We start from the raw sequence: 23,686 nt of genomic DNA, 5'->3' as shown, positions 1-23,686 counted from the left end.
TATTCCTTCAACAAAAAAAGCCAGTCACTGCGACTGGCTTTTTCTTATTTGCGTAACAGGTCGGGTGCGTTACTGTGGTGTTATAAAATAATCAAAACAGGAAAGCAGAGGTGGGGCAACGAATTCCCGTTACGCTCGGCAATATTGCGCCGCTGACGTTAAAACCGTTTCGCGCAGGTCAACTCGCGCTGGTCTGCGAAGGTGGAGGACAGCGCGGCATTTTCACCGCCGGCGTGCTGGATGAATTTATGCGCGCGCAGTTCAACCCGTTTGACCTTTACTTCGGCACCTCTGCCGGCGCGCAGAACCTCTCTGCCTATGTCTGTAACCAGCCCGGCTACGCGCGAAAGGTCATTATGCGCTACACCACGGCGAAAGAATTTTTTAACCCGGTGCGCTTTGTGCGCGGCGGCAATCTGATCGATCTCGACTGGCTGCTGGAGTCGACCTCCAGCCAGATGCCGCTGGCCATGGATACCGCTGCCCGTCTGTTTGATAGCGGCAAAGAATTCTGGATGTGCGCCAGCCGGGGCGATGATTATTCGCCGGGCTATTTTTCTCCTCAGAAGCAGAACTGGCTGGACATCATCCGCGCCTCCAGCGCGATCCCCGGCTTTTATCGTACCGGCGCCCTGCTGGACGGCATTAGCTATCTGGACGGCGGGATCAGTGACGCGGTGCCGGTGCAGGAAGCCGCCCGGCGCGGGGCGAAAACCATCGTGGTGATCCGTACCGTGCCGTCGCAAATGTATTACACGCCCCAGTGGTTTAAACGGATGGAGCGCTGGTTGGGCGACAGCAGCCTGCAGCCGCTGGTGAACATCGCGAAGCAGCATGAAACCACCTACGGCGCGATGCAGCGCTTCATTGAAAAACCGCCGGGTAAGCTGCGTATTTTTGAAATCTATCCGCCTAAGCCGCTGCTGAGCATGGCCCTGGGCAGCCGCGTTCCTGCGCTGCGCATGGATTACAAAACGGGACGGCTGTGCGGGCGCTATTTCCTGGCGACGGTGGGGAAAATGCTGGCGGAGCAACCGCCGCTTCATCGCCATAAACGCATTATTATGCCGCCTGCGATTGTCGCCAACGACGCCCTGACGATGCCGCTGGTGGATATTCCGCAGGCGAATGACGCTTTACTGGATAACGAGGATCTGGCGTGACGCACCGCTTTGTCGATACCCACTGCCACTTTGATTTCCCGCCGTTTACGGGGGATGAAGCGCAAAGTATTGCGAGAGCTGCCGAGGCAGGCGTTCAGGCCATCATTGTGCCGTCAGTGGAAGCGGCCTATTTTTCCCGGGTGCTGGATCTTTCCATGCGGCACCCCGCGCTCTATGCCGCGCTCGGCCTGCATCCGATTGTGATTGAGCGGCATCTTGATGAGCACATTGAGAGGCTTGATGAGGTAGTGCTGACCGCAGGAGACAAACTTGTCGCCATCGGTGAGATCGGCCTCGATCTTTATCGCGAGGATCCGCAGTTTGAGCGCCAGCAGACGATCCTCGACGCGCAGCTCAGGCTGGCGAAGCGCCACGATCTGCCGGTGATCCTCCATTCGAGACGCACGCACGATAAGCTGGCGATGCACCTGAAGCGCATCGATCTGCCGCGCAGGGGCGTAGTGCACGGTTTCTCCGGCAGCCTGCAGCAGGCGCAGCGTTTTATTGAGCTGGGCTATAAAATCGGCGTCGGTGGCACCATTACCTATCCGCGCGCCAGTAAAACCCGTGACGTGATGGCCCAGCTGCCGCTGTCGGCGCTTCTGCTGGAAACCGACGCGCCGGATATGCCGCTGAATGGTTTTCAGGGCCAGCCGAATCGTCCGGAACAGGCGGCGCGCGTGTTTACCACCCTGTGTGAACTGCGAAAGGAGCCTGAAGAGGTGATTGCCGATGCGCTGCTTGAAAACACCCGTTCGGTATTTGGCATCACGCTATAGGTAAAGCGCCGGGCGGATCACCGTTATCTTCTGTTTTTCCAGCGCCAGCGCCAGCGGCTCAACGTCCTCTGGCGTGGCGCTGCGCCATGATGATGCCTCACCGTAAACGCCATGGGCATGAAATGCGTTGATGCGCACCGGCACATTTCCAAGCCCGTGGATAAAGGTCGTTAGCGGTTTGAGATGTTCCAGGTAATCACACTGCTCCGGAATAACCAGCAGGCGAAGTTCCGTCAAACGGTGACGATCTGCCAGCCAGCGGATGCTCTGTTTAATCAGCGGGTTTTCGCGCCCGGTCAGGAAGCGGTGATGCTCGTTCCCCCACGCCTTCAGATCCAGCATCGCGCCATCCAGTACCGGCAGCAGCTTTTGCCAGCCGGTTTCGCTTAACAGACCGTTGCTGTCTACCAGGCAGGTGAGGTGACGCAGGGCAGGATCGGCTTTGATCGCTGAGAATAGCGTCACTAAAAACGGCAGTTGCGTTGTGGCTTCGCCGCCGCTCACGGTGATCCCTTCGATAAACGGTGCGGATTTGCGGACCTGGGTGAGGATCTCGTCCAGGCTGAAGCGGTGCGCCATAGGCGTTGCCTGCTGCTGGCACAGGTGCAGACAGGTGTCGCACTGCTGGCAGTCACTCTCCTGCCACCAGACGCGTCCGGCCTGAATGGTCAGCGCGTCGTGCGGACAGTGGGGCACACAGTCCCCGCAGTCGTTGCAGCGGCCGATCGTCCACGGGTTGTGGCAGGTTTTGCAGCGCAGGTTGCAGCCCTGCAGGAACAGGGCCAGGCGGCTGCCCGGCCCGTCCACGCAGGAAAAAGGAATGACCTGACTAACTAAAGCGCATCTGCTGTTCATGGCTAATCACGCGCGGTTGACGTTCCAGAATACGGGTATTGCGCGCGGCCTCTTCTCCCAGCCACGTGGTATTGGTGCGCGATCCCGCTTCCCGGTATTTCTCCAGATCCGATAGTCGCACCATATAACCGGTCACGCGGACCAGATCGTTACCCGCCACGTTGGCGGTAAACTCACGCATACCCGCTCTGAACGAGCCCAGGCAAAGCTGAACCACCGCCTGCGGGTTGCGTTTTACCGTCTCATCCAGCGTCAGGATATCGCTAATCCCGGAAGAGTAGTGCTTGTGGTGGGGGGCCACCGCCAGCAGATGGCTGATGGGATCCGGCTCGTCGCCGTAGGGCAGGCGCGCGCCCGGCGTGGTGCCGGAGTCGGAGCTGATCCCCGACTGCGCGTGGAGCATCGCGCGGTGCTTCCAGCCGTGCTTCACCGGCGTGTTTTCCACGAACGCCGCAAGCTGTTCGCTGATGCGATAGCCCAGCGCGTTGGCCTGTTCGTCCTTTCCGTAGCGTCCCGCTATTCCTGCTTTCTCACAGAGCGCGTTTACCGCTTCCGCCAGGCCGTACATGCCAAACATGGGCACAAACCGATCGGCATCAATCAGCCCCTCTTTTACCAGGAAGCTATTCTCAAAGAAGCCAGATTGCCCGTACAGGAAATCGCAGCGTGCATCGATGATGGCAATTTGCTGCTGGCAGTAGTGCGGGAGCGCGCGGGTGAAGAAGTCTTCAATGGATGTGCTGCGTTCAGCAATGGCTTTGAGGTTAAGGCGCACCAGGGTGCTGCCACCGCCTGCAAGCGGCAGGGAGTTGTAACAACTCACCACGCCGTAACGGCCTTTTGTGAAAATTTTATCATTCATCGGGCCATTAGAAATATGCGGTTTACTGCATTCACATATGTTTTTTGCCACCTCAAGCAGCAGGTCGTCCGGGGTGATATCGGGATCGTAGATAAAGGTCAGGTTCGGCGCGACCTGCTTCAGTTCTGCGTCGGCACGCAAAATAGCACGGGTGATGGGGCCGTCGTCAGGCCCGATATTTGCGTGCATAAACGCATCCGGCAGCGTACGGTCGAGATAGCGCCAGAAACGTTTTATTCGGCTATCGATCGCTTCTTGTGTTAGAATTCTAACATATGGAGTTAATATCGCATCAAGCTGACCGAGATAGACCGGCATCGATGTGACGGACGGAACATGATGGTAGAGGATGGTTAACAGCGAGAGGGCGTCGTCGAGATCTTTTGCCCCTTCCAGCTCCAGCCATTCTGAACCGTTAGCCAGAAATTTTGCGTAATCCGGCAGAACGTAACGGGGTTTGTAAGGCGCGTGGCCTTCGAACATGTCGCAGATAACCCCCTCGTCCAGCGCGGCTCTCGCGGCCTCAGGAAGCGCCGGATAAGACAGGTTGTTTTCCGCTTCCAGCGCCAGAAAATGACGTTTTTGTTCCGGGGTTAACACCGGGCTTGTCACAATGTGCTGGCAACGTTGTTGCAGGGCGTCGGGGCTGGAGTGGGGCATATTCGCTTCCTTGAGTGTTCTGCGGATGATGAACGGATTGTAGGAAGCCAGCCTGTCGGGGCTTTTGATCCGACAGGGGGTATCGCTGCTTTAGTCGACAATTTACGCGCTAAAGTTTGAAGAAGATCTCATTACAGTAATGCAAATTTGTACGCAGTTTTCATTAACTGTGATGAATGTCGAAGTGTGGATGCGGGTGAATGTTAGAATACTCACAGACCCGCAAGGTAAAATTTATACGGCACTGCCGTTGGAGAATGTTATGACCGATTTAACTGCAAGCAGCCTGCGCGCGTTGAAACTGATGGACCTGACCACCCTGAACGATGACGACACCAATGAAAAAGTCATCGCCCTGTGCCATCAGGCGAAAACGCCGGTGGGTAACACCGCAGCCATCTGTATCTACCCGCGCTTTATCCCGATTGCCCGTAAGACGCTGAAAGAGCAGGGCACGCCGGACGTGCGCATTGCAACCGTAACTAACTTCCCGCATGGCAACGATGATATCGAGATTGCGCTGGCAGAAACCCGCGCGGCGATTGCCTACGGCGCAGACGAAGTTGACGTGGTGTTCCCGTACCGCGCGCTGATCGCCGGCAACGAGCAGGTTGGTTTTGACCTGGTGAAAGCCTGTAAAGACGCGTGTGCGGCGGCAAACGTGCTGCTGAAAGTAATCATCGAAACCGGCGAGCTGAAAGAAGAGGCGCTGATTCGTAAAGCGTCTGAAATTTCCATCAAAGCCGGTGCGGATTTCATTAAAACCTCTACCGGTAAAGTGCCGGTGAATGCGACTCCAGAAAGCGCGCGCATCATGATGGAAGTGATCCGCGACATGGGCGTGTCCAAAACCGTTGGTTTCAAACCTGCGGGCGGCGTGCGTACTGCCGAAGACGCGCAGCAGTTCCTGGCGATTGCCGACGAGCTGTTTGGCGCCGACTGGGCTGATTCCCGCCACTACCGCTTCGGCGCGTCCAGCCTGCTGGCCAGCCTGCTGAAAGCGCTGGGTCACGGCGACGGCAAGAGCGCAAGCAGCTACTGATTGCCAGACAATGCCGGATGACGCTTCGCTTATCCGGCCTACAGGATCGTAGGGCGGGTAAGCGTAGCGCCACCCGCCACAACTCCCCCGATTCCGCATGGAGGTTACCGTGTTTCTCGCACAAGAAATTATTCGTAAAAAACGTGATGGTCATGCATTAAGCGACGAAGAGATCCGCTTCTTTATCAACGGCATTCGTGATAACACCGTCTCAGAAGGGCAGATTGCGGCTCTGGCGATGACCATTTTCTTCCACGATATGTCGATGCCTGAGCGCGTGTCGCTGACCATGGCGATGCGAGATTCAGGAACCGTTCTGGACTGGAAAAGCCTTAACCTTAACGGCCCGATTGTGGACAAACACTCCACCGGCGGCGTGGGCGACGTGACGTCTCTGATGCTCGGCCCAATGGTGGCAGCCTGCGGCGGTTACATCCCGATGATCTCCGGACGCGGCCTGGGCCACACCGGCGGTACGCTCGACAAACTGGAAGCCATTCCGGGCTTCGATATCTTCCCGGATGACAACCGCTTCCGCGACATTATTAAAGACGTTGGTGTGGCGATTATCGGCCAGACCAGCTCTCTTGCTCCGGCAGACAAGCGTTTCTACGCGACCCGCGATATCACCGCGACCGTTGACTCCATCCCGCTGATCACCGCCTCTATCCTGGCGAAGAAACTGGCTGAAGGGCTGGACGCGCTGGTGATGGACGTAAAAGTGGGCAGCGGCGCGTTTATGCCGACCTATGAACTTTCTGCTGCGCTTGCCGAAGCGATCGTTGGCGTCTCCAACGGCGCGGGCGTGCGCACCACCGCGCTGCTCACCGACATGAACCAGGTGCTGGCCTCCAGCGCCGGTAACGCGGTCGAAGTGCGTGAGGCGGTACAGTTCCTCACCGGCGAATACCGTAACCCGCGTCTGTTCGACGTCACCATGGCGCTGTGCGTTGAGATGTTAATCTCCGGCAAGCTTGCCAGAGACGATGCGGAAGCGCGCGCGAAACTGCAGGCGGTGCTGGACAACGGCAAAGCGGCGGAGATCTTCGGCCGCATGGTTGCGGCGCAGAAAGGCCCGACCGATTTCGTCGAAAACTATGCGAAATACCTGCCAACCGCGACGCTCAGCAAAGCGGTGTATGCCGATAGCGAAGGCTTCGTTTCCGCAATGGACACCCGTGCCCTCGGCATGGCGGTGGTCTCGATGGGCGGCGGCCGCCGCCAGGCATCGGACACCATTGATTACAGCGTCGGCTTTACCGATATGGCCCGTCTGGGCGACAGCGTTGACGGTCAACGTCCGCTGGCGGTGATCCACGCCAAAGACGAAGCCAGCTGGCAGGAAGCGGCTAAAGCGGTGAAGGCAGCCATTACGCTTGACGATAAAGCACTGGAAATCAAACCGACTGTCTATCGCCGCATCACTGAATAACTGTATACTGATCTGATCGCTATTTTTTGAAGCACTACGTACGGAGAACAATTATGAAACGTGCATTTATTATGGTGCTGGACTCATTCGGCATCGGCGCAACCGAAGATGCAGAACGTTTTGGTGACGTGGGTTCCGATACCATGGGTCACATCGCGGAAGCCTGTGCGAAAGGCGAAGCGGACAACGGTCGTAAAGGCCCTCTGACTCTACCCAACCTGACCCGCCTTGGTCTGGTGAAAGCGCATGAAGGCTCTACCGGTAAAATCGCAGCCGGTATGGACGGCAACGCGGAAGTCGTGGGTGCCTACGGCTGGGCTCACGAGCTCTCCTCCGGTAAAGACACCCCGTCTGGCCACTGGGAAATCGCCGGTGTGCCGGTGCTGTTCGACTGGGGTTATTTCTCCGATCACGAGAACAGCTTCCCGCAGGAGCTGCTCGATAAGCTGGTGAAGCGCGCCAATCTGCCGGGCTACCTCGGCAACTGCCACTCTTCCGGTACCGTAATTCTGGATGAGCTCGGCGAAGAGCACATGAAAACCGGCAAGCCGATTTTCTACACCTCCGCTGACTCCGTGTTCCAGATTGCCTGTCACGAAGAGACCTACGGCCTGGATAAACTCTACGAGCTGTGCGAAATCGCCCGTGAAGAGCTGACCGAAGGCGGCTACAACATTGGCCGCGTGATCGCGCGTCCGTTTGTGGGCGACAAAGCGGGTAACTTCCAGCGTACCGGTAACCGTCACGACCTGGCCGTTGAGCCACCGGCGCCAACCGTGCTGCAGAAGCTGGTTGAAGAGAAAGACGGCCACGTGGTTTCCGTGGGTAAAATCGCGGATATCTACGCCAACTGCGGCATCACCAAAAAAGTGAAAGCCACCGGTCTGGATGCGCTGTTCGATGCCACCATCAAAGAGATGAAAGAAGCGGGCGACAAGACCATTGTCTTCACCAACTTCGTAGACTTCGACTCCTCCTGGGGCCACCGTCGTGATATCGCGGGTTACGCCGCCGGTCTGGAACTGTTCGACCGCCGTCTGCCGGAGCTGATGGAGCTGGTGGGTGAAGATGACATTCTGATCCTGACCGCGGACCACGGCTGCGACCCAAGCTGGACCGGTACCGACCATACCCGTGAGCACATTCCGGTGCTGGTGTACGGCCCGAAAGTGAAGCCGGGCTCGCTCGGTCACCGTGAAACCTTCGCGGACATCGGCCAGACTATTGCGAAATACTTTGGTACGTCTGACATGGAATATGGCAAGGCCATGTTCTAAACGGATTGGGTGCGGCCTGATGCCCTCATCCCGGCCCTCTCCCACAGGGAGAGGGAGAACAGAATGTAGGCCGGGTCAGGCGTAGCCGCCACCCGGCAAAAACAACAATGTAAAAGGAACTGAAGATGGCAACTCCTCACATTAATGCAGAAATGGGTGATTTCGCTGACGTCGTATTGATGCCGGGCGACCCGCTGCGTGCGAAGCACATTGCAGAAACCTTCCTGGAAGACGTGCGTGAAGTGAACAACGTTCGCGGCATGCTGGGCTTCACCGGTACCTACAAAGGCCGCAAAATCTCCGTGATGGGCCACGGCATGGGTATCCCATCCTGCTCTATTTACACCAAAGAGCTGATCACCGACTTCGGCGTGAAGAAAATCATCCGCGTGGGCTCCTGCGGCGCGGTGCGCATGGACGTTAAGCTGCGCGACATTGTTATCGGGATGGGTGCCTGCACCGATTCCAAAGTTAACCGCATGCGTTTCAAAGACCATGACTTCGCGGCGATTGCTGACTTTGGCATGGTGCGTGACGCGGTTGACGCGGCAAAAGCGCTGGGCGTTGAAGCGCGCGTGGGTAACATCTTCTCTGCTGACCTGTTCTATGCACCGGACGGCGGCGAGATGTTCGACGTGATGGAGAAATACGGCATCCTGGGCGTGGAAATGGAAGCGGCGGGTATCTACGGCGTCGCGGCTGAGTTCGGTGCGAAAGCGCTGACCATCTGCACCGTGTCTGACCACATCCGTACCCACGAGCAGACCACTGCTGCCGAGCGTCAGACTACCTTCAACGACATGATCAAAATCGCGCTGGAATCCGTTCTGCTGGGCGATAAAGGGTAAGAGCTGTTGTGCCGGGTGGCGGCTTCGCCTGACCCGGCCTACGGTTTTGTAGGCCCGCTAAGTGCAACGCCAGCGGGCTTTTTTACTAGCGCACGGCCTGCGCAATCCATGCTGACAAATCCCTTAACTCTTTCTCCTGCTCCGGGAAATCCCCAATCAACGCGTCGCATTCCTGCTGCAGCATATCCGCCCGGTACAAACAGCCCTGCAAACGTGCCGCCAGCGCCTCTAACGGTGCCGGGTTCAGGCTATCGGTAAACACCTGCGTGCGGGTGATATGGCCTTTCTCCACGTCAAAGTGCAGCTCCACGCCGCCCCAGGTAAAACGCTCGTCCAGCAGATGGGAAAACGCAGGCGCCTGACCGAAGTTCCACTCCCAGCTGCTCTGGCGGGCGAAGGTGTCGGCGAAGTTGGGCAGGTCCGGGGTTTTGTCAGGGGAGATCACTTCTGCTTCCACTCGCTCGCCGTAATGCTCAAAGAATGCCTCGCGGATCGCATCGCAAATCTGCTCGTGGGTAATTCCCGGCAGCAGCTCCACCAGATTCGCCACGCGCCCGCGCACGGAGGTAATGCCTTTCGCCTGGAGCTTTTTCTTATCAGGATTCAGATAGTTCGCCAGGCGGCTCAGGTCAGCGTTCAGCAGCAGGGTGCCGTGGTGGAAGCCGCGATCCATCGTTTCGCGGTAGGCGGAGCCGGAGACCTTCCGGTCGCCCTCGGGGGTTTTCACCACCAGATCGTTACGCCCGGACGCTTCCGCCGTCACGCCGAGCGAATTGAGGGCGTTAAGGACGATGGAGGTTGAGATGGTTTTGTCGTACTCCGGTTTGCCCGCCATAAAGGTAAAGCAGGTATTGCCCAGATCGTGAAACACCGCGCCGCCGCCGCTGCTGCGGCGCGCCAGGCGGACGTCATCCTCTTCCATACGCCGCGTGTTGCACTCTTTCCACGGGTTTTGCGCGCGGCCAATGACCACCGTATCGGCGTTACGCCAGAGAAACAGTACGCGCTGGGTAGCGGGCATCTGGCGGAAGATGCACTCTTCTACCGCGAGATTAAACCAGGGATCGTAAGAGTCAGAGATAAGCAGGCGTAACGTCGTCATGGCAAAGTTCCTTTTCCGAATCGTTCGCCTACTTTATCACTAATCTTTCTTCTCGCTCTCTTCGTCTTCGGGGACGGATTTGCTGGCGGTCAGCAGGAACGGGGATTGCTGCCAGCGCGAGCGCTTGCCGCGAAGCAGGGTACGCGCCAGCACAACGCCGATGGCGAGTGAAAGCAGCAGCATCAGGCGCAGAATATTGGTGGTATTATCGACCTGTTTGGCTTCAGTGGGCAGGGTGTGGGTATCGAGGGTCAGGCGCAGATAGCCCAGCGGGCCATTCTTCCCCTGAATAGGTTCGACGATCTGCTGGTTAAAATAGCCCCCGGCTTTTTTGCCGTCCAGCGCCAGCCTGTCGCGCACGTCGACGTGCTCGCCCGCGCGGGCAATCAGGTTGCCTTGCTCATCATAGACGCCGGCATCAAGAATGCGGCTGTTCTCCGTGAGCAGGCGTAAAACCTGGCCTATCCGCTTATCGTCCGGCGTTTCGGTACGCATGGACGGCGCGACGTTGAGCGTCACCTGGCGCGCCAGCGTGCGGGCCAGCTCTTCAAACTGCGGGTTGCGTTGCCGTTGATGGTTCTGGCTAAACCACGATGCCCCTTGCATCAGCACGACTAATAGTGCGAGACAGGAAAGGACAATCACGGCGCGATGAAGCCGGAATTTCAGTTTTGCGCGAGCCATATTCCACCTGCTGAAAATTTACGGCTTAATGTTGCCAGAAGTGATGGTTACAGGGTAGCCTCATGCGTTATTTTCCCTCTGCAACCTTCCGGCGCGAACGAAATTACAGGAGCTTTAATGCCGAACATTACCTGGTGTGACCTGCCAACGGATGTCTCTTTATGGCCAGGATTGCCGCTCTCTTTAAGTGGCGATGAGGTGATGCCTCTGGATTACCACGCCGGTCGTAGCGGCTGGCTCCTCTACGGACGCGGTCTGGATAAGCAACGCCTGACCCAGTATCAAAGCAAGCTGGGTGCGGCGATGGTCATCGTCGCCGCCTGGTGCGTGGAAGACTACCAGGTGATTCGCCTTGCGGGTTCCCTGACGCAGCGCGCAACGCGTCTGGCGCATGACGCCGGGCTGGACGTCGCGCCGCTGGGTAAAATCCCTCACCTGAAAACCCCTGGCCTGCTGGTCATGGACATGGACTCAACCGCCATTCAGATCGAGTGTATTGACGAGATTGCGAAGCTGGCGGGCAGCGGCGAGCTGGTGGCGGAAGTTACCGAGCGTGCGATGCGCGGCGAGCTGGACTTTACCGCCAGCCTGAGACAGCGCGTGGCGACCCTGAAAGGGGCCGATGCCAACATTCTGCGCCAGGTGCGCGACGTGCTGCCGCTGATGCCTGGGCTGACGCAGCTGGTGCTGAAGCTGCAGTCCCTCGGCTGGAAAGTGGCGATCGCCTCCGGTGGCTTCACCTTCTTCGCGGATTACCTGCGGGAAAAACTGCATCTGACCACCGTGGTGGCCAATGAGCTGGAGATCATGGACGGCAAGCTGACCGGCCAGGTGATCGGCGATATCGTGGATGCCCAGTACAAAGCCAACACCCTGACCCGTCTGGCGGAAAAATATGAAATTCCGGTCGTCCAGACCGTCGCCATCGGGGACGGCGCGAACGACCTGCCGATGATCAAAGCGGCCGGGCTGGGCATTGCCTACCATGCCAAGCCAAAAGTGAATGAAAAGACGGAAGTCACTATCCGTCACGCTGACCTGATGGGGGTGTTCTGCATTCTCTCCGGCAGCATTAATCAGAAATAACGGTCTGCTTTGTAGGCCGGGTAAGCGTAAGCGCCACCCGGCACGCTGGCCGCACAGAAATAACGAGGTAAACCGTGGCGAAAGCTCCAAAACGCGCATTTGTCTGTAATGAATGTGGTGCGGATTATCCGCGCTGGCAGGGGCAATGCAGCGCCTGTCATGCCTGGAACACCATCACCGAAGTGCGTGGTGTGGCGGCTTCGCCGAGCGTGGCCCGCAACGAGCGCCTGAGCGGCTATGCCGGTAACGCGGGCGTGGCGAAGGTGCAAAAACTCTCGGACATCAGCCTCGAAGAGCTGCCGCGCTTCTCCACCGGGTTCAAAGAGTTTGACCGCGTGCTCGGCGGCGGCGTGGTGCCGGGTAGCGCCATTCTCATCGGCGGTAACCCGGGGGCGGGTAAATCGACCCTGCTGCTGCAAACGCTCTGCAAGCTCGCCGAACAGATGAAAACCCTGTACGTCACGGGCGAAGAATCACTTCAGCAGGTGGCGATGCGCGCGCACCGTCTGGGCCTGCCGACCGGCAACCTGAACATGCTCTCGGAAACCAGCATCGAGCAGATCTGCATGATCGCTGAAGAAGAGCAGCCGAAGCTGATGGTTATCGACTCCATCCAGGTGATGCACATGGCGGACATTCAGTCCTCGCCGGGCAGCGTCGCGCAGGTGCGTGAAACCGCGGCTTACCTGACGCGTTTTGCCAAAACGCGCGGCGTGGCGATTGTGATGGTCGGCCACGTGACCAAAGACGGCTCGCTGGCGGGACCGAAGGTGCTTGAACACTGTATCGACTGCTCCGTGATGCTCGACGGCGACGCGGATTCCCGCTTCCGTACCCTGCGTAGCCACAAGAACCGGTTTGGGGCGGTGAACGAACTGGGCGTGTTTGCCATGACTGAACAGGGGCTGCGTGAAGTCAGCAACCCGTCGGCCATCTTCCTGAGCCGTGGCGATGAGATCACCTCCGGCAGTTCGGTGATGGTGCTGTGGGAAGGGACGCGCCCGCTGCTTGTCGAAATTCAGGCGCTGGTGGACGTGTCGATGATGGGCAACCCGCGGCGCGTGGCGGTCGGTCTGGAACAGAACCGTCTGGCGATCCTGCTGGCGGTGCTGCACCGTCACGGCGGGCTGCAGATGGCGGATCAGGACGTCTTCGTTAACGTGGTCGGCGGCGTCAAAGTCACTGAAACCAGCGCAGACCTGGCGCTGCTGCTGGCGATGGTCTCCAGCCTGCGCGACAGACCGCTGCCGCAGGATCTTGTCGTCTTCGGCGAAGTGGGCCTCGCCGGGGAAATCCGTCCGGTGCCCAGCGGTCAGGAGCGTATCTCCGAGGCGGCAAAACACGGCTTCCGCCGGGCGATCGTTCCCGCCGCCAACGTGCCGAAAAAAATCCCGGAAGGGATGCAGGTATTTGGCGTGAAGAAACTCGCAGATGCGTTAAATGTCTTTGACGACTTATAATTACGTAAATTTGATTTTGCAGGAGGCACCGTAATTTATGTCATCATTTGACTACATCAAGACCGCAATCCGCCAGAAGGGCTGCACGCTGCAGCAGGTGGCGGACGCCAGCGGCATGACCAAAGGCTACCTGAGCCAGCTGCTGAACGCCAAAATCAAAAGCCCCAGCGCGCAGAAGCTCGAAGCGCTGCACCGCTTTCTGGGGCTGGAGTTCCCGCGTATGCAAAAGAACATCGGCGTGGTGTTCGGCAAGTTTTACCCGCTGCATACCGGGCATATCTATCTGATCCAGCGCGCCTGTAGCCAGGTTGACGAGCTGCACATCATCATGGGCTACGACGAAACCCGCGACCGCCAGCTGTTCGAAGACAGCGCCATGTCGCAGCAGCCCACGGTGTCAGACCGCCTGCGCTGGCTGCTCCAGACCTTTAAGTATCAGAAAAACATTCGTATTCATGCCTTTAACGAAGAGGGCATGGAGCCGTATCCGCACGGCTGGGACGTGTGGAGCAACGGTGTAAAAACCTTTATGGAAGACAAGGGGATTGCGCCGAACTGGATCTACACCTCTGAAGAGTCCGACGCGCCGCAGTTCCGCGAGCATCTGGGCATCGAGACGGTGCTGATCGATCCGAAACGCACCTTTATGAACATCAGCGGGGCGCAGATCCGCGAAAACCCGTTCCGCTACTGGGATTACATTCCGACCGAAGTGAAGCCGTTCTTCGTGCGCACGGTAGCTATTCTGGGCGGCGAGTCGAGCGGTAAATCAACGCTGGTCAACAAGCTGGCGAACATCTTCAACACCACCAGCGCGTGGGAGTATGGCCGCGATTATGTCTTCTCGCACCTTGGCGGCGACGAGATGGCACTGCAGTATTCCGACTATGACAAAATTGCGCTCGGACACGCCCAGTACATTGATTTTGCGGTGAAATACGCCAACAAAGTGGCGTTTATCGATACCGACTTCGTCACCACGCAGGCGTTCTGTAAAAAATACGAAGGGCGCGAGCACCCGTTCGTGCAGGCGCTGATTGACGAATACCGCTTTGACCTGGTGATCCTGCTGGAGAACAACACCCCGTGGGTGGCTGACGGCATGCGCAGCCTCGGCAGCTCCGTGGACAGGCGAGAGTTTCAGACCATGCTGGTGGAGATGCTCAACGAGAACAACGTTGAGTTTGTGCATGTGGAAGAGTCGGACTACGACTCCCGCTTCCTGCGCTGCGTCGAGCTGGTGAAGGAGATGATGGGGGAGCAGGGGTAGGCGTTAACCTCCCTCTCCCTGTGGGAGAGGGCCGGGGTGAGGGCATCAAACCACTCAGAACTCAACCACCACTTTCCCCCGCATATGCCCCTCCAGCACCTTACGGTGCGCCTCGGTAATGCTTTCCACGCTCAGCCCATGCAGCGTTTCACTCAGCGAACTTTCCACCACGCCGTTATCCACCAGCTTCGCCACCTCATCTAAGATCTCCCCCTGACGCGCCATATCTGCCGTCTGGTACATGCTGCGGGTATACATAAATTCCCAGTGCAGGGCGGCGGATTTGGACTTCAGCTTGTCCTGGTTCAGCGGACGTTCATTCTCGACGATAGAGCAGATATGCCCCTGCGGCGCAATCAGTTCGCTGACCGCATCCCAGTGCCCGTCGGTGTCGTTGAGGATGAAAATATAATCCACAAAGGTGAGCCCGTGTTTCGCCAGCTCGCCTTTCAGGTCGCGGTAGTTGACGACAACGTCAGCCCCGCGATCGCGGCACCACCGGGCGGAATCTTCTCGCGAAGCGGTTGCGACGATCTTCACCTTGCTGTTGTGCTTCGCAAACGGGATCGCCAGCGATCCCACGCCGCCCGCGCCGCCGATGATCAGCAGCGTTTTGTCCGCCCCGGCATCCTGAATATTCAGCCGTTCAAACAGACCTTCCCACGCGGTGAGCGCGGTCAAGGGCAGTGCAGCGGCAGCCGCCCAGCCGAGGCTGGCAGGCTTGTGCCCGACAATCCGCGCATCGATCAGCTGATGCGTGGTATTGCTGCCCGGGCGGGTGATGTCGCCCGCGTACCACACTTCATCCCCCGGTTTGAATCCGGTGACGCCAGCCCCAACGGCTTTGACGATCCCGCTGGCATCCCACCCGAGAATGCGCGGCGCGTTCAGCCCGTTTTTAGCAACGCCCGCGTGGACTTTGGTATCGACCGGGTTAACGGAGACGGCCTTCACCTCTACCAGCAGATCGTGCTCGCCGGGCTGCGGCATCGGCGGGGTGATTTCAATGAAGGTGGACGGATTTTCTGGGTTAACGGCGATGGCTTTAACAGACATGGTGTGCTCCTCAATGGAATGCGTTTTGTTGAGGCTAGTCTATAAAGTGGACAGCTGCGTGATAAGATGGACAATCAAGAACTCAGCGTTCGTACAGGATGAACAATCATGTTTAAACAGCTGCAGGATATGGCGCTGTTCGCGCTGGTGGCGGAGATGGGCAGCTTTACCGCGGCGGCGCAGAAGGCGGAACTGCCGAAATCCAGCGTTAGCCAGCGAATTAGCCAGCTGGAGCAGCAGGTGGGGATCCGTCTGCTCAACCGCACCACGCGCAGGATCAGCCTGACATTTGCGGGCGAGCACTATCTGGTGCACTGTCGTGAGATGCTGGCGGCCAGCGAGCGGGCGGAGTACGCCATTCAGCGGCTGCGCGAAAACCCGAGCGGGCGGCTGCGGATCACCTGCCCGGCGGGGATAGGGGCGACGCTGCTGGCGCATATGAATGCCGAGTTCCAGCTTCGCTATCCTGACGTGTCGCTGGACGTGTCGATCTCTGATGACGTGGTGGATCTGGTCGAGGCCGGGTTTGACGTGGCGCTGCGTACCGGCAAGCCGCAGGACTCCTCCCTGATTGGCCGGATGATCGGGCACTGCCCGCGCTACATGCTGGCCTCGCCGGACTATCTGGCGCGTCGGGAATCGTTAATTCATCCCCGTCAGCTGGTGGAACACCGCTGCATTACGCACCGGGCATGGTCGGAGTGGCTTCTGCGAAGCGAAAGCGAGGATTACCGCTACCTGCCGGATAACGCACACATGACCGATAATCTGGTATACGCCCGCGAGTGTGCGATTGCCGGTGCGGGGATCACGCTGTTACCCGCGTTTCTGCTGGAGGATAAGATCGAAAAGGGTGCGCTGGTTCAGGTGCTGCCGGAGTGGAATGTTGAAGGTAACGATCTTTGGCTGGCGTACCCAAGCCGCAAGCTGAACTCGCCCGCGCTGATGAGCTATATCGAGTTTGCGATGCAGTTCGATGAGGTGAAGCGGTATTACGTGGGTGGGTGATTTTGTGCGGCCTGATGCCCTCACCCTGACCCTCTCCCACGGGGAGAGGGTACAAACATAAAAAACGGCAACCGAAGTTGCCGTTTTGCTTTTATTTCGCAATACGCTTGTACTTAATACGCTTCGGCTCCAGCGCGTCGGCGCCCAGCGTGCGTTTCTTGTACTCTTCGTATTCGGTGAAGTTACCTTCGAAGAACTCCACTTTACCTTCGTCCTGGTAGTCCAGGATGTGGGTCGCGATACGGTCCAGGAACCAGCGGTCGTGCGAGATAACCATCGCGCAGCCCGGGAACTCCAGCAGGGCGTTTTCCAGCGCGCGCAGAGTTTCAATGTCCAGGTCGTTTGTTGGTTCATCGAGCAGCAGAACGTTACCGCCAACCTGCAGCAGCTTCGCCAGGTGCAGACGACCGCGCTCGCCGCCGGACAGCTCGCCCACGCGTTTGCCCTGGTCGGTGCCTTTGAAGTTGAAGCGGCCAACATAGGCGCGGCTTGGCATCTCGGTGTTGCCGATACGCATGATATCCAGACCGCCGGAGACTTCTTCCCACACGGTTTTGCTGTTATCCATCGCGTCACGGAACTGGTCAACGGAGGCCAGCTTCACGGTTTCACCCAGGGTGATAGAGCCGCTGTCAGGCTGTTCCTGACCGGACATCATGCGGAACAGGGTCGATTTACCCGCGCCGTTCGGACCGATGATGCCAACGATAGCGCCTTTCGGTACGGAGAAGCTCAGGTCGTCGATCAGCAGGCGGTCGCCGTAAGACTTGCGCAGGTTGCTGACTTCAACCACTTTATCCCCCAGACGTGCTCCAGGCGGAATAAACAGTTCGTTGGTTTCGTTACGTTTCTGGTATTCGGTGTTGTTCAGCTCTTCGAAGCGTGCCAGACGGGCTTTGCCCTTAGACTGACGGCCTTTCGCGCCCTGACGAACCCACTCCAGCTCTTTCTCAATAGACTTGCGACGCGCCGCTTCCTGAGAAGCTTCCTGCGCCAGACGCTGATCTTTCTGCTCCAGCCAGGAGGAGTAGTTGCCTTCCCACGGAATACCTTCGCCGCGGTCCAGCTCCAGGATCCAGCCAGCGACGTTGTCGAGGAAGTAACGGTCGTGGGTGATCGCCACAACGGTGCCTTCGAAGTCGTGCAGGAAGCGCTCCAGCCACGCCACGGATTCCGCATCCAGGTGGTTGGTTGGTTCGTCGAGCAGCAGCATGTCTGGTTTTTCCAGCAGCAGGCGGCACAGCGCCACGCGGCGGCGTTCACCCCCGGAGAGCTTCTCAACTTTCGCATCCCAGTCCGGCAGACGCAGGGCATCAGCCGCGCGCTCCAGCTGCACGTTCAGGTTGTGACCGTCGTGCGCCTGGATAATCTCTTCATACTTGCCCTGCTGCGCGGCCAGCTTGTCGAAGTCCGCATCCGGTTCGGCGTATTTGGCATACACTTCATCCAGACCTTTCAGCGCGTTAACCACTTCGGAAACCGCTTCTTCAACGGATTCGCGAACGGTGTGTTCCGGGTTCAGCTGAGGTTCCTGCGGCAGGTAGCCAATCTTGATGCCAGGCTGCGGACGGGCTTCACCTTCGATGTCTGTATCGATGCCCGCCATGATGCGCAGCAGGGTGGACTTACCGGCACCGTTGAGACCCAGAACACCAATTTTTGCGCCCGGGAAGAAGCTCAGCGAGATATTTTTAAGAATATGACGTTTCGGCGGGACAACTTTGCCGACACGATGCATGGTATAAACGAATTGAGCCACGTTGGACTTCGCCTCTTTTATCGTGATGAGAAGGAATTTCAGCCTCGAAGTGTAGCCTTTTTCACGTCCTAATCCCAGCCAGGAACGTCGGGAGTGTTAAAACGCGCAAGAAAGGTAAAAAAGTGTCCATGACGTGGCGCGTTGAAGGATGCCTGGTTAGCATAAGTTAATTAGACTTTGACGTGGCAAGACGCTGCAATTGACGAAAAAACAATGAGGAAGAGCTTGTGGAAAAAGCCAAACGGGTGGTCTGGCGTCTGCTGGCTGCCAGCGTATGCGTAATGGCGGTAAGCCAGGCGGTGCATGCCGATTCACTGGATGAACAACGTAACCGCTACGCCCAGATTAAACAGGCGTGGGACAACAAGCAGATGGATACCGTGCAGGCGCTGATGCCGACGCTAAAGGATTATCCGCTGTATCCGTATCTGGAGTATCGCCAGATAACCGACGATCTGATGAACCAGCCTACCGTCACCGTGAATAACTTCATTCAGGCGAACCCGACCCTGCCGCCTGCCCGAAATCTCCAGTCTCGCTTTGTGAATGAGCTGGCGCGCCGCGAAGACTGGCGCGGACTGCTGGCGTTTAGCCCTGAAAAGCCGAACGCCACCGAAGCCCAGTGTAACTATTACTACGCGAAATGGGCGACCGGCCAGCAGGAAGAGGCCTGGGCCGGGGCGAAAGAGCTCTGGCTGACCGGGAAAAACCAGCCGAACGCCTGTGATTCCCTGTTCGGCGCATGGCGCGCTTCCGGCAAGCAGGATCCGCTGTCCTACCTTGAGCGCATCCGTCTGGCGATGAAAGCCGGTAACACGCGTCTGGTGACCTCGCTGGCGGGGCAGATGCCGTCCGATTACCAGACGATCTCCACCGCGGTTATCTCGCTGGCTAACGATCCAAACAGCGTGCTGACCTTTGCCCGCAGTACGGGCGCGACCGATTTTACCCGCCAGATGGCGGCGGTGGCCTTTGCCAGCGTGGCGCGTGACGATGTGGAAAACGCGCGGCTGATGATCCCGCAGCTGGTGCAGGCGCAGCAGCTCAATGAGGAGCAAACCCAGGAGCTGCGCGACATCGTGGCGTGGCGACTGATGGGCACCGATGTGACCGATGAACAGGCGCGCTGGCGTGACGATGCCATTATGCGTTCGAACTCCACGTCGCTGGTGGAGCGCCGCGTGCGCATGGCGCTGGGCACGGGCGATCGCCGTGGGCTGAATACCTGGCTCGCGCGGTTGCCAATGGAGGCCAAAGAGAAAGACGAATGGCGCTACTGGCAGGCCGATCTGCTGATGGAGCGCGGTCGTGATGATGAAGCTAAAGAGATCCTCCATACGCTGATGCAGCAGCGCGGGTTTTACCCGATGGCCGCCGCGCAGCGTCTGGGCGAGGAGTACACCTTCCGCATTGATAAAGCGCCCGCTAACGCGAACCCGGCGCTGACGCAGGGGCCAGAAATGGCGCGCGTTCGCGAGCTGATGTACTGGAATATGGATAACACCGCGCGCAGCGAGTGGGCGAATCTGGTGACCAGCCGCACCACCGATGAGAAAGCCCAGCTTGCCCGCTATGCGTTTGATAATCACTGGTGGGATCTCAGCGTGCAGGCGACGATCGCCGGCAAGCTCTGGGATCATCTCGAAGAGCGTTTCCCGCTGGCGTATAAAGATCTTTTCGATCGCTATACCAGCGGCAAAGATATCCCGCAAAGCTACGCGATGGCGATCGCTCGTCAGGAGAGCGCCTGGAACCCGAAAGTCCGTTCCCCGGTGGGCGCCAGCGGCCTGATGCAGATCATGCCGGGCACGGCGACGCACACGGTGAAGATGTTTAATATTCCGGGGTACAGCAGCCCGTCACAGCTCCTGGATCCGGATACCAATATCAACATCGGTACCAGCTATCTCCAGTACGTGTATCAGCAGTTCGGCAATAACCGCATCTTCTCTTCGGCGGCGTATAACGCGGGGCCTGGACGCGTGCGTACCTGGCTCGGCAACAGCGCCGGACGCATCGACGCCGTAGCGTTTGTCGAGAGCATCCCGTTCTCGGAAACGCGCGGGTACGTGAAGAACGTGCTGGCCTATGACGCCTACTATCGCTACTTCATGGGGCAGAAAGATACCCTGATGAGCGATGCCGAGTGGCAGAGACGTTACTGATCGGCGTGGGTTGTGTTATGCTGTACTCGCTAATGAGTACAAGAGGCAGCATAACATGACCCAGCATTCCCCGTATTCCTCGGCAATGGCCGAACAACGTCATCAGGAGTGGCTTCGTTTTGTGGAGCTGCTGCGTCAGTCTTACGAGCAGGATTTGCACTTGCCCCTTATGCAGCTGATGCTCACGCCGGACGAGCGTGAGGCGCTGGGCACGCGCGTGCGGATCATTGAGGAGCTGCTGCGCGGTGAGATGAGCCAGCGTGAGCTGAAAAATGAGCTTGGTGCGGGTATCGCAACGATCACCCGCGGCTCGAACAGCCTGAAGTCGGCACCGGTTGAGCTGCGCCAGTGGCTGGAAGCGGTATTGCTGAAAAACGCCGGATGACGGCTACGCCTTATCCGGCCTGGAAACTTACCGATAAATCGCGTTATGGAACGGGCTTAACGCCAGAATCACCGCCTGGTGGTAAACGCCTGAACGCGTCAGCGCGCCTGCGGTAAAGACGCCAATCGCTCCTTCTTTACGACCAATCTCATCAATGCCGGTGTACTGCGACATCACCGGCCCGAGCGCTTCACCCGCACGGACTTTTTCCAGAATGATCTCCGGCAGCGGCAGGGTGGCCGAACGCGCTTCACCTCGCTGCTCGCGGCTTTCGATGACCACCCAGCTAAAAGTTGCGCCTTCGTCGATACCTGCTTCAATCGCTACCCAAAAGTCAGCATCCGGTGCCGCGGCCTTAGCGTTTGCCACGCGATTTCGTGCGCCAGCGCGCGTTTCCTCGCTGCCAAAGGGTTGTTCAGGTACGCCGCTCTCGACGCCGATGGCCTCAATATGGCAGGATCCTGCGCCGAAGATCTCGTCAAATGCCCTTAGAATTGCCTGAATTTTGGCAGGATTAGTGGTAGCAGAGACAACATGGTGCATAATTAAGCTCGATTCAAAAAAAACTCATCGCAGTATAACGGAAAAAAAGCATGTTACAGGTATACCTTGTTCGCCACGGTGAAACGCAGTGGAACGCCGAGCGACGTATTCAAGGCCAGTCAGACAGTCCTCTCACTGAGAAGGGTGTGCAGCAAGCGTGGCAGGTGGCGGAACGCGCCAGAACGCTGGGGATTACCCACGTGATTACCAGCGATTTAGGTCGCACACAGCAGACGGCGCGCATCATCGCAGATGCCTGCGGCTGTGACGTCATGCTGGAGCCGCGCCTGCGCGAGCTGGATATGGGCGTGCTGGAAAAACGCCATATCGATACGCTGACGGAAGCGGAAGAGGGCTGGCGCCGCACGCTGGTGAACGGTACCGAAGATGGCCGTATTCCTGAAGGCGAATCCATGCAGGAGCTCAGCGTACGCATGCATGCCGCACTGGCGGAATGCCTGAAGCTTCCGGCGGGAAGCCGTCCGCTGCTGGTGAGTCACGGGATTGCGTTGGGTTGCCTGGTGAGCACCATTCTGGGGTTACCGGCCTACGCTGAGCGCCGTTTGCGTCTGCGCAACTGCTCCATTTCCCGAATTGACTATCAGGAAAGCGCGTGGCTGGCCTCGGGCTGGGTAGTGGAGATGGCAGGGGACATTTCGCATCTTGATGCCCCTGCGCTTGACGAACTGCAGCGTTAACGACGTATCGGAATCAAGAATTCCATACGCAGATTGATTGGGCCTTCTTCCGGTTTGGCATCCTGCGCCGGGTAGTAGCGCTCAATGTCCTGACCCTTACGGCGATTCAGATTCAGCATCGGCATGCAGGTTCCGTAAACGGTCAGGATAAACTCCTGAACCCCCGTTCCCAGCCCTTCATAGGCGAACATCACGTATTCGCCGCCTTCCAGCACGACAGGCTTCGAACCCTGAATATACCCATTGGCCATCTCTGGCGTCAGCGCGGTGGTGTAGAACACCTCCTGCTCGTCGTCTTTTTCCTGGCTTGGGTGCGTTTCGTTGAGGCCATACAGAATTGGCGGGATCGCCGGTGCGTGGCTCAGGAAGTCGCGCCAGAACTGGACGCGCATCTGATGACGGAACTCAGAAATCTGCTCCAGTGAACAGGAGTAGCTCTGGGTTGTGCCGATCAGATGGGTTTCCGGCAGCGCGACAATTTCATATTTCGGCATTGCGAACTCGCCCAGACGCAGCGGCGGACGCATGCCAAACGAGCTCCAGTCAGGCGAGCGACGATAAAGCGCTGGCGTCAACGAGAACTGTTTTTTAAAGGCGCGGGTGAAGGTCTGCTGCGAATCGAAACGATATTGCAGGGCAATATCCAGAATCGGCCGCGCGGTCAGGCGCAGTGCCACAGCAGATTTTGATAAACGACGTGCGCGAATATAGGCCCCGATAGCATGACCGGTGACATCCTTGAACATCCTTTGCAGATGCCACTTGGAATAGCCTGCTTTAGCCGCCACATTATCCAGTGACAAAGGCTGGTCGAGATGACCTTCCAGCCAGGTGAGCAGGTCGCGAATAATTCCAGCCTGATCCATATACTATCCTCATCCTTAAAACAGCAGGTGCCTGATAACAGGTTAGCGGATAATAGCATTTTTTGATGTTTTAGCATTCAGTGTTTTTTTTGCGCATTCATGCTTTTTAGAGCACATTACAGGCAGATATATTCTAATCCTGTGATCTTGCTACATTTTTGTCTAAAGTGTTGAATAATCGCTCAGTGTAATTTTAAAGAATGGTAACAATATGAAATACAAGACTTTGATCTTCACCGCGTTGATGCTGATGGTCGGGCGCGCGGCGCAGGCAGAACAGATTGGCTCCGTCGATACCGTGTTCAAAATGTTTGGCCCAGACCACAAAATCGTGGTGGAGGCGTTTGACGATCCGGACGTGAAAAACGTCACCTGCTACGTCAGCCGCGCGAAAACGGGCGGTATCAAAGGCGGGCTGGGGCTGGCGGAAGATACCTCCGATGCGGCGATTTCCTGTCAGCAGGTGGGGCCGGTTGAGTTGAGCGATAAAATTAAAAACGGTAAAGCGCAGGGCGACGTGGTATTCCAGAAACGGACCTCGCTGGTGTTTAAAAAGCTGCAGGTGGTGCGTTTCTATGATGCCAAACGCAACACCCTGGCTTACCTCGCCTATTCTGACAAAGTGGTGGAAGGCTCGCCGAAAAACGCGATCAGCGCGGTGCCGATTATGCCGTGGCATTAATTCA

The 23,686-nt window shown here is 58.0% G+C and carries 22 protein-coding genes; 14 read left to right on the top strand and 8 right to left on the bottom strand.

Annotated elements, in window-relative coordinates; translation table 11 throughout:
* The first annotated feature begins 110 nt into the window (after positions 1-110).
* Positions 111-1,163, top strand: a complete 1,053-nt coding sequence (locus KIF87_RS17940) for a patatin-like phospholipase family protein (protein WP_213329916.1) — start codon at positions 111-113, stop codon at positions 1,161-1,163.
* A complete protein-coding gene (locus KIF87_RS17935; RefSeq protein WP_213329914.1) occupies positions 1,160-1,942 on the top strand; it encodes a TatD family hydrolase in 783 nt (260 codons plus the stop codon). The genes KIF87_RS17940 and KIF87_RS17935 overlap by 4 nt, the downstream gene beginning before the upstream one ends.
* Here KIF87_RS17935 and KIF87_RS17930 read toward each other — a convergent pair.
* On the bottom strand, positions 1,937-2,797 hold the full coding sequence (locus KIF87_RS17930) for a YjjW family glycine radical enzyme activase (RefSeq protein ID WP_213329912.1): 861 nt from the start codon (positions 2,795-2,797) through the stop codon (positions 1,937-1,939). The two genes, KIF87_RS17935 and KIF87_RS17930, sit on opposite strands and share 6 nt — an antisense overlap.
* Positions 2,772-4,319: a YjjI family glycine radical enzyme gene (locus KIF87_RS17925; protein ID WP_213329910.1), complete on the bottom strand. Its 1,548-nt coding sequence runs from the start codon at positions 4,317-4,319 to the stop codon at positions 2,772-2,774. The genes KIF87_RS17930 and KIF87_RS17925 overlap by 26 nt, the downstream gene beginning before the upstream one ends.
* 262 nt (positions 4,320-4,581) lie before the next feature.
* Between KIF87_RS17925 and deoC the strand changes: the two genes are divergently transcribed.
* The 4 genes from deoC to deoD all read left to right on the top strand — a co-directional run bounded on the left by deoC (position 4,582) and on the right by deoD (position 8,918).
* Complete coding sequence (gene deoC / locus KIF87_RS17920; RefSeq protein WP_023310320.1) at positions 4,582-5,361, top strand: deoxyribose-phosphate aldolase; 780 nt, start codon at positions 4,582-4,584, stop codon at positions 5,359-5,361.
* Positions 5,362-5,470: 109 nt separating this feature from the next.
* Positions 5,471-6,793: a thymidine phosphorylase gene (gene deoA / locus KIF87_RS17915; protein ID WP_213329908.1), complete on the top strand. Its 1,323-nt coding sequence runs from the start codon at positions 5,471-5,473 to the stop codon at positions 6,791-6,793.
* A 53-nt stretch (positions 6,794-6,846) separates the two neighbouring features.
* A complete protein-coding gene (deoB, locus tag KIF87_RS17910) occupies positions 6,847-8,070 on the top strand; it encodes a phosphopentomutase (protein WP_213329906.1) in 1,224 nt (407 codons plus the stop codon).
* Positions 8,071-8,195: 125 nt separating this feature from the next.
* Positions 8,196-8,918: a purine-nucleoside phosphorylase gene (deoD, locus tag KIF87_RS17905; protein WP_213329904.1), complete on the top strand. Its 723-nt coding sequence runs from the start codon at positions 8,196-8,198 to the stop codon at positions 8,916-8,918.
* Between the two features lie 85 nt (positions 8,919-9,003).
* Here deoD and lplA read toward each other — a convergent pair whose 3' ends face one another.
* Entirely contained in the window at positions 9,004-10,020 is a 1,017-nt protein-coding gene (gene lplA / locus KIF87_RS17900; RefSeq protein ID WP_213329902.1) for a lipoate--protein ligase, read from the bottom strand.
* A gap of 39 nt (positions 10,021-10,059) precedes the next feature.
* Positions 10,060-10,704, bottom strand: a complete 645-nt coding sequence (locus KIF87_RS17895) for a YtjB family periplasmic protein (protein ID WP_023310324.1) — start codon at positions 10,702-10,704, stop codon at positions 10,060-10,062.
* Between the two features lie 117 nt (positions 10,705-10,821).
* Between KIF87_RS17895 and serB the strand changes: the two genes are divergently transcribed.
* The 3 genes from serB (at position 10,822) to nadR (ending at position 14,520) form a co-directional block, all read left to right on the top strand.
* Positions 10,822-11,790: a phosphoserine phosphatase gene (gene serB, locus KIF87_RS17890; protein WP_023310325.1), complete on the top strand. Its 969-nt coding sequence runs from the start codon at positions 10,822-10,824 to the stop codon at positions 11,788-11,790.
* A gap of 74 nt (positions 11,791-11,864) precedes the next feature.
* Positions 11,865-13,250 carry a DNA repair protein RadA gene (radA, locus tag KIF87_RS17885; protein ID WP_014068810.1) on the top strand — a complete coding sequence of 462 codons (1,386 nt, stop codon included), beginning with the start codon at positions 11,865-11,867 and terminating at the stop codon, positions 13,248-13,250.
* Between the two features lie 37 nt (positions 13,251-13,287).
* Positions 13,288-14,520 carry a multifunctional transcriptional regulator/nicotinamide-nucleotide adenylyltransferase/ribosylnicotinamide kinase NadR gene (nadR, locus tag KIF87_RS17880; protein ID WP_213329900.1) on the top strand — a complete coding sequence of 411 codons (1,233 nt, stop codon included), beginning with the start codon at positions 13,288-13,290 and terminating at the stop codon, positions 14,518-14,520.
* Positions 14,521-14,574: 54 nt separating this feature from the next.
* Here nadR and KIF87_RS17875 read toward each other — a convergent pair whose 3' ends face one another.
* Positions 14,575-15,576, bottom strand: a complete 1,002-nt coding sequence (locus tag KIF87_RS17875) for a zinc-binding alcohol dehydrogenase family protein (RefSeq protein WP_213329898.1) — start codon at positions 15,574-15,576, stop codon at positions 14,575-14,577.
* A 108-nt stretch (positions 15,577-15,684) separates the two neighbouring features.
* On the opposite strand from KIF87_RS17875, the gene KIF87_RS17870 reads away from it, so the two are divergent.
* Complete coding sequence (locus tag KIF87_RS17870) at positions 15,685-16,584, top strand: LysR family transcriptional regulator (protein ID WP_213329896.1); 900 nt, start codon at positions 15,685-15,687, stop codon at positions 16,582-16,584.
* A gap of 91 nt (positions 16,585-16,675) precedes the next feature.
* On the opposite strand, the gene ettA is transcribed toward KIF87_RS17870, so the two are convergent.
* The gene (gene ettA, locus KIF87_RS17865) at positions 16,676-18,343 is read right to left on the bottom strand and encodes an energy-dependent translational throttle protein EttA (RefSeq protein ID WP_101738274.1); all 1,668 of its coding nucleotides are present in this window, start codon (positions 18,341-18,343) and stop codon (positions 16,676-16,678) included.
* A 227-nt stretch (positions 18,344-18,570) separates the two neighbouring features.
* Between ettA and sltY the strand changes: the two genes are divergently transcribed.
* Complete coding sequence (sltY, locus tag KIF87_RS17860; protein ID WP_213329894.1) at positions 18,571-20,508, top strand: murein transglycosylase; 1,938 nt, start codon at positions 18,571-18,573, stop codon at positions 20,506-20,508.
* A gap of 55 nt (positions 20,509-20,563) precedes the next feature.
* Complete coding sequence (gene trpR / locus KIF87_RS17855) at positions 20,564-20,893, top strand: trp operon repressor (RefSeq protein ID WP_010427104.1); 330 nt, start codon at positions 20,564-20,566, stop codon at positions 20,891-20,893.
* Between the two features lie 27 nt (positions 20,894-20,920).
* Here the strand turns inward: trpR and yjjX are convergent, their stop codons facing one another.
* Positions 20,921-21,436, bottom strand: coding sequence for an inosine/xanthosine triphosphatase (gene yjjX, locus KIF87_RS17850; RefSeq protein ID WP_032649880.1), 516 nt, complete (start codon positions 21,434-21,436; stop codon positions 20,921-20,923).
* Positions 21,437-21,486: 50 nt separating this feature from the next.
* Between yjjX and gpmB the strand changes: the two genes are divergently transcribed.
* The gene (gene gpmB, locus KIF87_RS17845) at positions 21,487-22,134 is read left to right on the top strand and encodes a 2,3-diphosphoglycerate-dependent phosphoglycerate mutase GpmB (RefSeq protein WP_023310332.1); all 648 of its coding nucleotides are present in this window, start codon (positions 21,487-21,489) and stop codon (positions 22,132-22,134) included.
* Here gpmB and robA read toward each other — a convergent pair.
* On the bottom strand, positions 22,131-23,000 hold the full coding sequence (gene robA / locus KIF87_RS17840; RefSeq protein WP_029740850.1) for an MDR efflux pump AcrAB transcriptional activator RobA: 870 nt from the start codon (positions 22,998-23,000) through the stop codon (positions 22,131-22,133). The genes gpmB and robA overlap by 4 nt on opposite strands.
* Positions 23,001-23,211: 211 nt before the next feature.
* Between robA and creA the strand changes: the two genes are divergently transcribed.
* A complete protein-coding gene (gene creA / locus KIF87_RS17835) occupies positions 23,212-23,682 on the top strand; it encodes a protein CreA (protein ID WP_032642647.1) in 471 nt (156 codons plus the stop codon).
* Positions 23,683-23,686 lie beyond the last annotated feature (4 nt).

The sequence above is a fragment of the Enterobacter sp. 120016 genome (genome assembly GCF_018383635.1).
GTDB classification, from domain to species: Bacteria; Pseudomonadota; Gammaproteobacteria; order Enterobacterales; family Enterobacteriaceae; genus Enterobacter; species Enterobacter asburiae_D.
The sequence above is the reverse complement of the archived record's forward strand: the minus strand, read 5'-3'. Positions and strand labels throughout refer to the sequence as shown.

Excerpts from the sequence above, each read along its gene's own strand:
- KIF87_RS17930 (WP_213329912.1), bottom strand. The coding sequence starts at position 2,797 with ATGAACAGCAGATGCGCTTTAGTTAGTCAGGTCATTCCTTTTTCCTGC.
- KIF87_RS17925 (WP_213329910.1), bottom strand. The coding sequence starts at position 4,319 with ATGCCCCACTCCAGCCCCGACGCCCTGCAACAACGTTGCCAGCACATT.
- deoC (WP_023310320.1), top strand. The coding sequence starts at position 4,582 with ATGACCGATTTAACTGCAAGCAGCCTGCGCGCGTTGAAACTGATGGAC.
- deoB (WP_213329906.1), top strand. The coding sequence starts at position 6,847 with ATGAAACGTGCATTTATTATGGTGCTGGACTCATTCGGCATCGGCGCA.
- deoD (WP_213329904.1), top strand. The coding sequence starts at position 8,196 with ATGGCAACTCCTCACATTAATGCAGAAATGGGTGATTTCGCTGACGTC.
- lplA (WP_213329902.1), bottom strand. The coding sequence starts at position 10,020 with ATGACGACGTTACGCCTGCTTATCTCTGACTCTTACGATCCCTGGTTT.
- KIF87_RS17895 (WP_023310324.1), bottom strand. The coding sequence starts at position 10,704 with ATGGCTCGCGCAAAACTGAAATTCCGGCTTCATCGCGCCGTGATTGTC.
- serB (WP_023310325.1), top strand. The coding sequence starts at position 10,822 with ATGCCGAACATTACCTGGTGTGACCTGCCAACGGATGTCTCTTTATGG.
- nadR (WP_213329900.1), top strand. The coding sequence starts at position 13,288 with ATGTCATCATTTGACTACATCAAGACCGCAATCCGCCAGAAGGGCTGC.
- KIF87_RS17875 (WP_213329898.1), bottom strand. The coding sequence starts at position 15,576 with ATGTCTGTTAAAGCCATCGCCGTTAACCCAGAAAATCCGTCCACCTTC.
- KIF87_RS17870 (WP_213329896.1), top strand. The coding sequence starts at position 15,685 with ATGTTTAAACAGCTGCAGGATATGGCGCTGTTCGCGCTGGTGGCGGAG.
- trpR (WP_010427104.1), top strand. The coding sequence starts at position 20,564 with ATGACCCAGCATTCCCCGTATTCCTCGGCAATGGCCGAACAACGTCAT.
- yjjX (WP_032649880.1), bottom strand. The coding sequence starts at position 21,436 with ATGCACCATGTTGTCTCTGCTACCACTAATCCTGCCAAAATTCAGGCA.
- gpmB (WP_023310332.1), top strand. The coding sequence starts at position 21,487 with ATGTTACAGGTATACCTTGTTCGCCACGGTGAAACGCAGTGGAACGCC.
- robA (WP_029740850.1), bottom strand. The coding sequence starts at position 23,000 with ATGGATCAGGCTGGAATTATTCGCGACCTGCTCACCTGGCTGGAAGGT.
- creA (WP_032642647.1), top strand. The coding sequence starts at position 23,212 with ATGAAATACAAGACTTTGATCTTCACCGCGTTGATGCTGATGGTCGGG.